The sequence below is a fragment of the Alkalispirochaeta alkalica DSM 8900 genome, assembly GCF_000373545.1.
Taxonomy (GTDB): domain Bacteria; phylum Spirochaetota; class Spirochaetia; order DSM-27196; family Alkalispirochaetaceae; genus Alkalispirochaeta; species Alkalispirochaeta alkalica.
The window spans coordinates 12,063-23,380 of the sequence record NZ_KB891760.1 but is presented as its reverse complement, the minus strand read 5'-3'; the positions used below and the strand labels follow the sequence as shown (position 1 = coordinate 23,380).

Below are 11,318 nucleotides of genomic sequence, written 5' to 3'. Positions count from 1 at the left end.
ATACTTGAGGGAGTGGAACCCAGGCCGAATCCTTCGAACTACGCCGGGTCCTGGTATCCCGCAGAAGCGGCTGATCTTGAGGCGCTTCTGAGGAATCCGCCCGATTGGCCCCACCTCCCCTGTGCCGGGCCTCCCCCGGAGGAGATCCTTTCCGGCGCGGTCCTTCCCCACGCCGGGTTGTTCTACAGCGCTCCCGGCCAGGCTGCTCTCTGGAACCGCTGGTACCCCCTGAAAGGGCGGGCCGCTCCCGAGGCTGTGGTGATCGTATCTCCGAGCCATTACGCCGGGATTCCCCGGGGGTGCCTGGTGGGTGCCTCCTTTTCCCGCCACGAGACGCCCCTGGGTGACCTTCCGGGGCTTCTGCCCCCTTTCGGGGTCGGCGATTCCTTCGGAGACAGGGATGATCCGCCTCTTCTTGCCCGCGAACACGGCCTCGAGTTGCTTCTGCCGGGGCTTCGTTGCTGGGCGGGGGCGGTGCCCACGGCGCTGCTTCTCACGGGCCCCGTGGCCTCTCCCGGGGAGGCCACGGCTGCGGCCCGGCGTCTCCTGGACCGTCTCTCCCGGCAGGTTGATCCTCGCAAGGTTCTCTGGCTGGCCAGTTCCGACTTTACCCATTACGGGCCCCGCTTCGGTACGGGCCGTGGCGGGGGCAGACCGTCCCGGGGCGGGGGTGGCCCGGCGGGATCGGGCGGGACGGGATCGGCCGATGCCCTCAGGGGTGAGGTCCTGGGGGACGATCTGGCTCTGGCCGAAGCGGCCTCCTCGGGGGACCTGCACCGCTACTGGGCGGCTCTGAAGGAGCCCTCGTCGGTGTGCGGGCGTTTTGCCATTGCCCTGGTTCTGGCGGTGCTGGACGAGATCTTCGGGAGCGATAACCTGGGGGGGAGGCCCCTCTGCTGTTATACCTCGGCGGACCGCCAGCCCCCGCCGCCCGAGGGTGATCGGGAAGCGTTGTCCTTCGTCTCCTACGCTACCCTGGAGATAACCCGGCGGGATTCCCGGGAGGGCCTCCGGTGATGGTCAGCCGGGAGCTTCGGCGAGAGCTTCTGGGGTATTCCCGGGCTCTTCTGGAGGCGTCCCTGCTGGGAACCTCGCTCCCCCCGACCCTTTTTGGGGACCCCCTCCTGGAGGAGAAGCGGGGGCTCTTTGTCACGCTCCGGGTTCGGGGGCTCCTCCGGGGCTGCATCGGCCGGATCGTGGCCGAGGGGGTGCTCCGGGAGACGGTTCACCACTGTACTCTGGAAGCCGCCTTTGCAGATCGTCGCTTTCCCCCCCTGGAAGGGAAGGAGCTGGAGGGACTCACCATCGAACACTCTCTTCTTTCGCCACCCCGCCCCCTGAGGAGGCCCGGCGATATCCGCCTGGGGGTCGACGGCGTGATCTTCGCTCTTGGTGATGCCCGGAGCGTCTTTCTTCCCGAGGTTCCCCTCGAGCAGGGCTGGGACAGGGCCGCCTTGCTGGACGCTCTGGCCCGCAAGGCGGGGCTTCCCTCCCGGGCCTGGCAGGATAAAAGAGCCCTGTTCCAGGTTTTCCGCACCTGTCACTACAGCGAGGATGGCCAGGGATCGGGAGATGACCGGGACTGAGGGACTGAATCGTGAATGAGGAAATGACCGGAGCGGTTCTGGCCTGCGACTTCTGCCTCCACCGGTGCGCTCCGGGTCCGGGAGGTGTGGGCCGGTGCGGCGTGCGCCGAAACGAATCGGGACGGCTCCGTACCACCCTGTACGGGGAGATTCAGGCCTGCGCCGTTGATCCGATCGAGAAAAAACCCCTCTTTCATTTTTACCCCGGCTCGGCCACCTTCTCCCTCGCTCTGGGGGGGTGCAATTTCGCCTGTCCCTTCTGTCAGAACGGAGCCATCGCCTTTTCCTCCCGCCTGGGGCCTCCCCGGGTTCGATGGAGCCCCGGCGAGGCGGTGGAGGCCTGGCGACGATCGGGAACCCCCACGATCTCCTTCACCTACACGGAGCCGGGGGTGTGGCAGGACTACCTTCTGGATGTGGCTTCTCTGGCCCGAAAGGAGGGAGCCCGCATCGTGATGGTCACCAACGGATATCTTACCCCCGAGGCGCTGGACCGGCTGATCCCTCTGGTGGACGCCTTCAACCTTGACCTGAAGGGTGGCCGGGCCTTCTACGAAGACCGGTGTCGGGCCCCCGGGGGGTTCCGGGGGGTGCTGGCGGCGCTGAAGCTGATCGCTCCGGTACGACACCTCGAGGTGACCACGCTGGTGATCCAGGGGGTCCATACCGCCGATGAGCTGGAGGAGCTTTTCTCCTGCCTCGTTTCGGCGGGGGTCTCGGTATGGCACCTGAGTCGTTTCTTCCCCGCCGGGGCGATGAGCGATCGGGCCCCCACGGGAGAGGCCTTCCTGGGGACGCTCCTGGACCGGTTTTGCCAGAGGACCGCATCCCGGGGTGGCATCCCTTTTGTCTATGGTGGAAACTGCCGAAACTTGGAGTATCAGCGGACGTGGTGCCCCCGTTGTGGTACCCTCTGTATTGATCGGGCGTCCTCTGTTGCCGATTATACCAGCCGGGGCGGGTGCCCTTCCTGCGGAGCTCGGCTCTACGGGGTCTTTTGAACAGGTATCGGGGACGAAGGAGGGTGTGGTTTTGCAGAATGAGGAGGACGAAGTGATACAGCGACGCGGAACAGGATGGTTCTCACTAATTCTGGTTGTGGCAGCTCTGGCCCTGGGAGGCGCCCCCCTGGCGGGGCAGAGTTCCTTTTCGGGTGGCATGGGGGTTAATTTCTTCCGCTACGATACGGCCTATCTCACGGCGCTGAGTGCCACCTATCTCCACGATCTGGGGGAGGGGCTCGAGTTGAACCTGGGGGCCGAGTTCGGAATTAACACCGACGAGAACGACAAGGGCGATACCGTTCCCAGTTTTCTGATACCCCTGAATCTGGGGTTGAACTTCACCTTCCCCCGGGACGCCGTGACCTTTGTCTTTGGTACGGGGATCTCGCCGGTCTTTAACTTTAACCCCGACACGGATGACGAGTTCCTCTTTTATATGGGGCCCTACGCCAAGGGAGCTGTGCGCGTGCGGGTGCACCCGATCATGAGTCTCTACACCGAGGTTCAGCAGGATCTGTTGATCGGTGGTACCGACTGGATTAATACGGGGACCAGATTCAGCCTGGGGATCAATTTTGCCCTGGATCCCCTGACGCCCTGAGCCTGACTCCCTGGGGGAGAGGGGCCACGGGATTGGGTTCTGGAAGGGCATAAAAAAACCCTCTCAGGAAAGGAGGTGGAAAACCTGAGAGGGTATGTAAAGAAATCTGGCCGTTCCCTAACAGAGACCGGCCGTGCTGTGTTGTTGGTGGGCACTATACAACAGCATTCAAAGAGAATCAACACCCAGAAGGTCATTTTTTAGGTTTTATGTTGAGTTTTGTTCGGGGCGCTTCCAGACAACCTCGATGAGGCGGTTCTTCCTGATGCGGCTCACGGTGAACTCCCCCGCCGCGGTGCGAACCCTCTCGGATCGTCCCGGAATTCTTCCCAGAATCTCGACAATGTATCCTCCCAGGGTGTGAACATCGCTGTTTCGGGTTTCCAGGGGCAGGGGAAGGAAATCGTTGATCACCGAGAGTGGGATATCGGCGCGGATCGAGTAGCGCCCCTCCCCCAGGGAAATTATCTTGCTCCCCTCCCGGGGCTCGTGTTCGTCGTAGATCTCCCCGATTATCTCCTCCAGAATATCCTCGAGGCTCACGATTCCCGAGAGCCCCCCGTATTCGTCCAGGACGATGGCCAGGTTCAGTTTTGCCTGGAGGATCTGGTTCATTGCCTGATCAATTCGCCGGTATTCCGGAACGAACATGGGCTCCATCATAACCGTCTTGACCGGACGTTCCGGCTCGGAGAGATTCCTGATCAGGTCCTGGGTGACGATCACCCCCACGATATGTTCGGGATTGCCCTGGTACACGGGAATTCGGGAGTGGCCTGTTGCTCCCGCAGTGTCCAGAGCGTCCTTGATGGAGGTGTTCTGGTCGAGGCTCACCACGTCGGTGCGGTGGGTCATGACGGCGCTCACGGGAATGTCGCTGAACCGGAAGAGGTTTTTCATCGCCCGTGATTTATGCTGCTCCAGGATTCCCGCGTTCTCGGCGTGACCTATGATATGGAGGAGACCCTCCAGAGTGAGATGGCGTCCCTCCTCTCCCCCGCCGAAACGGGCCACCATGCGGCTGAAGCCACCCAGAAGAACGATGAGGGGCATCAGGATCCTGGAAAGAAGGTGGAGAATTCGCGCTGTATGGAGGCTGATGAACTCGTTGTTTGCCATGGCCACCTGTTTGGGGGTGATCTCGGCGAAGACCAGCATAACCAGCGTGAGAACTCCCGTCATGATTCCCACGGCGGCGCTTCCGAAAAGCCTGATGGTGATATGCGTCGCCAGCGCACTGGCGGAGATGTTCATAAGATTATTGCCGATGAGAATGGTCGAGAGGAGATGGTTGGGACGGGACATGAGGTGGTAGACCAGGGCCCCCGCTTTGCCCCGGGAGGAGCGGATTACCGCCAGTTGGGCGGGGGAGAGCGAAGTGAAGGCCGATTCGGCTCCGGAAAAAAAGGCCGAGCCCAGAACCAGCGAGACCAGAGCCACAATTGCCGTTGTGAGGTTCACAATGCCGGGATTCTACCCCGTCCGGGATGGATCGTGAAGGGCTTGCCTGGAGAAACCCCCTCCTTCCGGGAAAATTCCCGGCGCGGGCCGGGCCCGGAAGGAGGGGCGGGGGCTCGGGGCAGGCCAGGGGCGGCCCGGGATGGAGGCCTCTAGGGGCGTTCCACCTTCAGGACTTCCTTGATCGCCTGACTGATGTTTTCCTTGGGCAGGGCACCCACGGACATTCGGGGTTGTTCCCCCAGGGGAATAAAGAGCATCGCCGGAATGCTCTGGATGTCGAAAATCCCGGCCAGTTCCTGCTCGGCATCGGTATCGACCTTGTAAATATCGACGCTCCCCTGGTATTCCTCGGAGAGTTCCTCCAGGATGGGAGCGATCATCTTGCAGGGGCCACACCAGTCAGCGTAGAAGTCGACGATGGCGGGGCGCTCTCCCCGGAAGTTCCAGTCCTGGTTCTGTTCGAAGTCAAAAATCTTTTCCCGAAAGGTCTCTTTTGTCAGTTTCTGGGTCATGGCGTTCTCCACTTCTGATTAAACTATATATAGTATAATCATTATAATAAGGGGCGGCAAGGAGTTTTTCCGGGGATCTTTTCCCGGGAGGGGGCGGAGGGGGGGTCCTCTGATCGTGGTCTGAATGGGGTGGTCCGTGGCCGAATACAGAAAGAGGCTAAAGCCGGTGCAAAGCCGGTGCAAAGACCCGTCCTCTGTGTTAGAGTAGACGGTATCCTATGGGTATCGATATGGTCTGGTCCAGACGAGGTCTTCTCCTCCTCTCCGCGACGGTGCTCTTTCTCTCCGGGGCAGGGGTTGTCTTTCCCGAGGGTCATGAGCTGTTGCCCTCCCTGGGTATCTATTTGCCTCCCGCCGGGGACGAGGGGCGTGACCCCGGTGAGGTCTCGGGTGTACTTCCCCTTCTGGAGACGCTCCTGGAGGGGAGCTTCCGCGAAAGCGGGCTCTTCCGGCTCCGTCGTGAGCGCGGTGACGGCCCCCCCGTTCCTGCCTTCTCGCCCGGCGTGGACGCCGTGGTGGCTGCGCGCGCCGAGGCCGGTCCCGGCGGGGATACCCGGGTAGAGCTGGAACTGTTTCACCAGGGGCGTTCCGTCTGGATTCAGAGCAGGGAGATCCCCTCCGACGGGAGGACGCCCGAGGTATTCCCCCAGCTTTTCCGGCTGGTTTCTGCCGCCCGGGAGGAGCTGGAAGGCTATTTCCCCGATCACGGGCGGCTGCTTCTGAGGAATCACGGTGTTCCCGGGGCCTACGCTGTCTATGCTGGGGGCCGATTGCTCGGTCACGGCCTGGAGGAGGTCATTCTGCCCGCCGGCGAACACCGTCTCGAACTCTGGCTCCTTCGGGGGGATATCGAGTATCCCCTGGTGCGGCGCACCGTGCAGATCGCTCCCGGGGAGCTCCTGGAGGTGCACTTTGCCCTGCAGGAGGATGCCGGGACTCCGGGAATCTCCTTTTTCGGAGGGCTGTCTGATCCCTGGTACGCGCTCTTTGATCTCCGGGCGGCGCTCATGATACCCCTGGAGGGGTTCGAAGAGTTTAGCGGCCTTGCTGCGGGAGGCTTTGCCACGGTTCTCTTTAACGATCTGCTCTTCCGGCACCACGTTCTGGGGGTAGAGGCGGGGTTTATCTCCTTCGATCCGGATTTGAAAGATTCCGATGATCCCCTGGATGCAACGCTGGAGGCGGCCCTGCTTCTGCTCACTACGGGGATCTCCTTTGGTCCCGTCCCGGTGGCTGACATGGCGCTTCGGGGAGGGGCGGGGGTGGCCATGACCAACTCCTCGGTGCGCGACGGAAAGGACGGGGGAGGGGTTGTGTCAGACAGCTCCGATGCCAGTTACAAACCCGCCTTTTCGACCTCCCTCGATATCGGGATCGGTTTGGGAAAGACGGGGCGGTTCTCCATCTCCGTGGGGTATTACGGTATATACGACAAGGGCGACATCTTCTCCTTCCTCGGACTGGGTCTCGGTCTGGGAGCGCGCTTCTAGGAAGCCCGCTGCGGGGATACTTCCGAGAGGATTCTTCCGAAAGGATACTATGGAAAGCGCGCAGATCATTGATCAGGTAGACCTGATTCGGGAGGTCTTCTCCTACGCCCATCGGTTCCGGGGAAAAACCTTCGTTATTCACGTTGACTACGGTGCTGTTGATGACTCCCGTCTGAACGGGCTCGTTCAGGATCTGGTGTTGCTGCATAAGTCGGGGATACGGATTCTCCTGGTTCCCGGAGCAAAGCAGCGTATTGACGAGGTCCTGACGCGGTACAACATCCCCTGGCGCCGTGAGGGGGGGGTGCGGATCGCCTCCTCTGAGGCTATCCCCTTTATCAAGATGGCCGCGGTGGATGTGACCAACCGGTTCATGACGCTCCTGAGCGTGCATCACACCAACGCGGTGGTGGGAAACTGGGTGCGGGCCCGGGGACTGGGGGTGCTGGAGGGGGTCGACTACCAGCACGCCGGGGTTGTGGAGCGGGTGCAACTCGATCTGGTTCGCCAGACCCTGGAGCAGGGGATCATCCCGATCTTCCCCTGCATCGGCTGGAGCGTCAGTGGCAAGCCCTACAATATCTCCTCCCGGGAGCTGGCCTTCCGGATCGCCGTCTCCGTAGAGGCGGACAAACTCTTTTTTATCACCGACCGGATGGGAATTAACGGGGGGGATTTCCACCTGCCCCAGGGGGTGGATACCGCTGCCGATGGCCGGGTGAGCCGCCTCTCGGTGGAGGAGGCCCGGGAGTTTCTGCGTCTCAACGGCATTCACGATCTTGAGTTGGGGCGTCCCGCAGCGGGCGGGGAGGGGCGGGCCGATGCAGCAGCAGCCCCGGGGTCAGCTCCCAGGCCCAGTGGCTATTACGAGGGCCAGCGGGAGATCCTGGAGTACCTGCGCCTGGCCTATCTTGCGGCGGGGGTCTCGGTAAACCGGGTCCACATGGTGGACGGGCGCCGCGACGGTGTTCTTCTGGTTGAGGTTTTCAGCAATCTCGGGGTGGGAACCATGGTTCACGCCAACGCCTACCAGAGTATCCGCTCCGTCCGGCTCGACGAGGTTCCCAAGGTGTTGAGCCTGATCAGGCCGCTGGCAGACACGGGGGTATTGATCGCCCGCACGCAGGAAGAGATCGAGGCGATGTACCAGGATTTTGTGGTCCACGAAACCGATGGCCGGCTTCACGGGTGCGGGGCCCTCCATTCCTACTCGACCGGCCAGGGAGAGATCGCCGCGATCGCCGTGGACCCCTCCTTCGAGGAGCTGGGGATCGGGCGGAAGATTGTGCTCTATCTGATCTCGCTGGCCCGTGAACGGGGGCTCCGGGGGGTCTTTGTTCTCACCACCCGAACGGGGGACTGGTTCGAGTCGATCGGGTTCGTCCGGGTCTCTCCCGAGGAGCTCCCCCGGGAAAAGCGTCAGCGCTACGATGTTGACCGGAAAAGCCAGGTTCTGTATCTCCCCCTGGATTCCTCCCGGGAGGGCTCGCAGACGCCCGGACGTGCCCCCCTCCCGGGGTAGGGTTTTCCGGTTCTGCTCCGGCTCATGGCCGGGGCGATTGCCAGCTGCGCCGACTCTCGGTATATTACGGTGCATCCAAAGAATAGGTAATTCCAAACTCACAGGAGACGTTCCATGGCGAAGCATCAATTTCAAACAGAAGTAAACCAGTTACTTCATCTTATCATCCATTCCCTTTATTCCCACAAGGAGATCTTTCTGCGGGAACTGATTTCCAACTCCAGCGATGCCCTGGACAAGCTGAAGTATCTCACGCTCACCGATGATTCCTTCAAGAACCTTTCCTTTGATCCCCGGATCGATATCACCTTCTCCGAGGAGGGGGACGAGAAAACCCTGAGCGTGAGCGATACGGGAATCGGCATGAACCAGGAAGATCTGGTAGAGAACCTGGGGACGATCGCCCGGAGCGGGACCAGGACCTTTCTGGGAAACCTTACGGGGGACAGCAAAAAGGACTCCAACCTGATCGGTCAGTTCGGGGTGGGCTTCTATTCGGTCTTCATGGTCGCCGACCGCGCCGAGGTGGTCACCCGAAAAGCCGGTGAAGAGACCGCCTGGAAGTGGGTGAGCGATGGCCAGGGAGCGTTCGAGATCACCCCTGCCGAGCGTGAGAGCTGTGGTACCACCGTGACCCTTCATCTGGGAGAAGAGGGGCGCGAGTTCGCTTCTCGCTGGCAGATTGAGCAGATCGTGAAGAAGTACTCGAACCATATCGCCTTCCCCATCTTTCTCCACTACGAGAAGGCCGAGTACGACGAGGAGGGCAAGGAGAAGGGCTCCGCTCCCGCAGAGGAACAGATCAACACCGCCGCAGCGCTCTGGAAGCGTCCCAGGAACGAGATTACCCCCGAAGAGTACAACGAGTTCTACAAGACGATCAGCCACGACGGGGAAGACCCCCTGATGCATCTCCATACCCGCGCCGAGGGAACCATGGAGTATACGACGCTCTTCTACGTTCCCTCCCGGGCTCCCCTGGACATGTACCAGGTTGACTATCGGCCGGGGGTGAAACTCTACGTGAAGCGGGTTTTCATCACCGACGACGAGAAGAATCTTATGCCCACCTATCTGCGCTTTCTCCGGGGGGTGATCGATTCCGAGGACCTTCCCCTGAACGTGAGCCGNGAGATCCTCCAGCAGAACCGGGTTATGACGAAGATCCGGGAGAGTTCGGTGAAGAAGGTTCTGGGAGAGTTTGCCCGGATAGCCCGGGAGGACAGCGAGCGCTGGCTCTCCTTCGTCGAGCATTATAACCGCCCCCTGAAGGANGGGCTCTATTCGGACTTCGCCAACCGCGACACCCTGCTGGAGCTGGTGCGGTTCCGCAGTACCAAGGTCGAGGGGTGGACGAGCCTGGCCGAGTACAAGGAGCGGATGCTGCCCGATCAGAAGGCGATCTACTACATCACCGGTGACAACGAGCAGACTCTCCGCAACTCTCCCCTCCTCGAGGCGTACCGCAGGAAGGATCTGGAAGTCCTGATCATGGCCGACGATGTGGATGAACTGGTGGTNCCCATGATCGGAACCTACCAGGAGGTGGAGCTCAAGTCGGTAAACCGCTCCGATGCGGGCAAGGACCTGGAGGCCGAGAAGGACCAGGAAAAGGANGAGGCCCTGAAGCCGCTGCTGGAGCGGATGAAGGCCGTTCTGGGAGACCGGGTAAAGGACGTAGTCACCTCGGTGCGTCTCGCCGACAGCCCCAGTTGTATCGTGGTGGACGAGAGCGACCCCACCATGAAGATGGCCCAGATGATGAAAGCCATGGGGCAGACCGACCTGCCCGAGATCAAGCCGATTCTGGAGGTCAATCCCGACAGTGCCATCGTGCTGCGCATGAAGGAACTGTCCGATGAGGATCGCTTTGCCGATGCGGCCTTCCTCTTGCTGGATCAGGCGTTGCTGGTGGAGGGCTCCCCCGTGAAGGACCCGGCGGACTTTGTAAAGCGCCTCAACCGTGTTATGGAGCAGGGGCTCGCCTAGGGCGGCCCCTTTCGGAAGCTCCCCGGGGGGCCTTCAGGCGTCCCCCAGGGGGCCGTTGGTTTCCCGGTAGGTGCGGGGGCTCACGCCTTCGTACTTCCGGAAGACCCTGGAAAAGTAGCTGTCGCTCTCGAACCCCACCTGGCGGGCTATGTCGTGGACCTTGTCCAGGGGATTCCTCAGGAGGAGGTTCTTGGCCCGCTCCACCCGACGCTGGTTGATGTATTCCGTGGGGCGGTACCGGGTGATCGATTTAAAGAGCTCGCAGAAATACTGGGGCGTGACGCCCACCTCCTGGGCCAGGTCTTCCAGGGTCAGGGGGCGGTGGATCTCCCGTTCGATCCTGTCCAGAGCCGGTTTGAGACGGCGCACATGAGCATCGTGACTTGTCCCCCCGGCGGGGTGAAGAAACTTGAAAAAATCCATCATTAACTGGTAGATCACAACGGACCCGTCTATTCCCCGGAGGGGGTAGTCGCTCGNGAGGATTCCCAGGGCTTTTCTGATATGGCCCGCCAGGGCCATGGGTTCTGCCACGCCGTAGGAGGCGGTGGTGGCCATGCCCAGGTAGGAGAGCATGTCCCCCACNTGGTAGCCGCTGAAGGTGATCCAGTGGACGTACCAGGGCTCCTCCTGGGCCCGATAGCTGTGGGGCTCGTCGGGATAGAGAAGGAACCCCTCCCCCGGGCGGGCTGTGTGCGAGCTCTGGCCCTGATCGAGCCTGCCCGCACCGGAGATGGTCTGTATCCACTGGAAGGCGGGGAACCCGAAGGGGCGTTTCACGGGGTACTGGAAAAAATCACACCCCGCACCGACCAGCTGGTAGGGGAGTTCATTGGCTATCTCCGAGGGCATACCCAGGACAAACTCACCGTCCCGGCGGCCCCGCTCGTGCTGATTTTCCACAATAATTCTTCCTGACCGGAGTATTTTACAACAGTCCCCACTATTGTGATACGCTCCACTCCTCTTCCGGGGTATTATTTTCAGGGTTTAACCATCTTGAATGCATAAATATACATTTATACGGGTTTTTTCGCGCAAAAAAGAGGTCTTTNATGCTCTTTCTTGCTTTTCCTGAATAATGTGAAAGTTCCGGAAAATATTATGATTGACCGGGGAACAGCGTGACAGGAGAATGACGGAGGATACCAAC

General features: G+C 61.2%; 10 protein-coding genes. 7 read left to right on the top strand and 3 right to left on the bottom strand.

The window, feature by feature from the left end; all coding sequences use genetic code 11:
* The first annotated feature begins 12 nt into the window (after nt 1–12).
* From amrB to B071_RS0113725, 4 genes are read left to right on the top strand one after another with little or no spacing between them, the layout of a single operon-like run.
* Nucleotides 13–1,017 carry an AmmeMemoRadiSam system protein B gene (amrB, locus tag B071_RS0113740; RefSeq protein WP_018527645.1) on the top strand — a complete coding sequence of 335 codons (1,005 nt, stop codon included), beginning with the start codon at nt 13–15 and terminating at the stop codon, nt 1,015–1,017.
* Nucleotides 1,017–1,586 (top strand): AmmeMemoRadiSam system protein A, encoded by a 570-nt coding sequence (gene amrA, locus B071_RS0113735; RefSeq protein ID WP_018527644.1) that lies wholly within the window; start codon nt 1,017–1,019, stop codon nt 1,584–1,586. The genes amrB and amrA overlap by 1 nt, the downstream gene beginning before the upstream one ends.
* 11 nt (nt 1,587–1,597) lie before the next feature.
* Complete coding sequence (locus tag B071_RS0113730; protein WP_018527643.1) at nt 1,598–2,587, top strand: radical SAM protein; 990 nt, start codon at nt 1,598–1,600, stop codon at nt 2,585–2,587.
* 52 nt (nt 2,588–2,639) lie between these two features.
* Nucleotides 2,640–3,191 carry a hypothetical protein gene (locus tag B071_RS0113725; protein ID WP_146049413.1) on the top strand — a complete coding sequence of 184 codons (552 nt, stop codon included), beginning with the start codon at nt 2,640–2,642 and terminating at the stop codon, nt 3,189–3,191.
* Nucleotides 3,192–3,398: 207 nt separating this feature from the next.
* Here B071_RS0113725 and B071_RS0113720 read toward each other — a convergent pair whose 3' ends face one another.
* Entirely contained in the window at nt 3,399–4,652 is a 1,254-nt protein-coding gene (locus tag B071_RS0113720) for a hemolysin family protein (protein WP_018527641.1), read from the bottom strand.
* A 149-nt stretch (nt 4,653–4,801) separates the two neighbouring features.
* Nucleotides 4,802–5,164 (bottom strand): thioredoxin, encoded by a 363-nt coding sequence (trxA, locus tag B071_RS0113715; protein ID WP_018527640.1) that lies wholly within the window; start codon nt 5,162–5,164, stop codon nt 4,802–4,804.
* Between the two features lie 218 nt (nt 5,165–5,382).
* Between trxA and B071_RS19920 the strand changes: the two genes are divergently transcribed.
* From B071_RS19920 to htpG, 3 genes are all read left to right on the top strand, one after another.
* Nucleotides 5,383–6,654: a hypothetical protein gene (locus B071_RS19920; RefSeq protein WP_018527639.1), complete on the top strand. Its 1,272-nt coding sequence runs from the start codon at nt 5,383–5,385 to the stop codon at nt 6,652–6,654.
* 49 nt (nt 6,655–6,703) lie between these two features.
* The gene (locus B071_RS0113705) at nt 6,704–8,176 is read left to right on the top strand and encodes a GNAT family N-acetyltransferase (protein WP_018527638.1); all 1,473 of its coding nucleotides are present in this window, start codon (nt 6,704–6,706) and stop codon (nt 8,174–8,176) included.
* Between the two features lie 114 nt (nt 8,177–8,290).
* Nucleotides 8,291–10,165 (top strand): molecular chaperone HtpG, encoded by a 1,875-nt coding sequence (gene htpG / locus B071_RS0113700; protein ID WP_018527637.1) that lies wholly within the window; start codon nt 8,291–8,293, stop codon nt 10,163–10,165.
* A 33-nt stretch (nt 10,166–10,198) separates the two neighbouring features.
* Here the strand turns inward: htpG and B071_RS0113695 are convergent, their stop codons facing one another.
* Complete coding sequence (locus tag B071_RS0113695; protein ID WP_438829741.1) at nt 10,199–11,017, bottom strand: AraC family transcriptional regulator; 819 nt, start codon at nt 11,015–11,017, stop codon at nt 10,199–10,201.
* Nucleotides 11,018–11,318 lie beyond the last annotated feature (301 nt).

Excerpts from the sequence above, each read along its gene's own strand:
- amrA (WP_018527644.1), top strand. The coding sequence starts at position 1,017 with ATGGTCAGCCGGGAGCTTCGGCGAGAGCTTCTGGGGTATTCCCGGGCT.
- B071_RS0113705 (WP_018527638.1), top strand. The coding sequence starts at position 6,704 with ATGGAAAGCGCGCAGATCATTGATCAGGTAGACCTGATTCGGGAGGTC.
- trxA (WP_018527640.1), bottom strand. The coding sequence starts at position 5,164 with ATGACCCAGAAACTGACAAAAGAGACCTTTCGGGAAAAGATTTTTGAC.
- B071_RS19920 (WP_018527639.1), top strand. The coding sequence starts at position 5,383 with ATGGGTATCGATATGGTCTGGTCCAGACGAGGTCTTCTCCTCCTCTCC.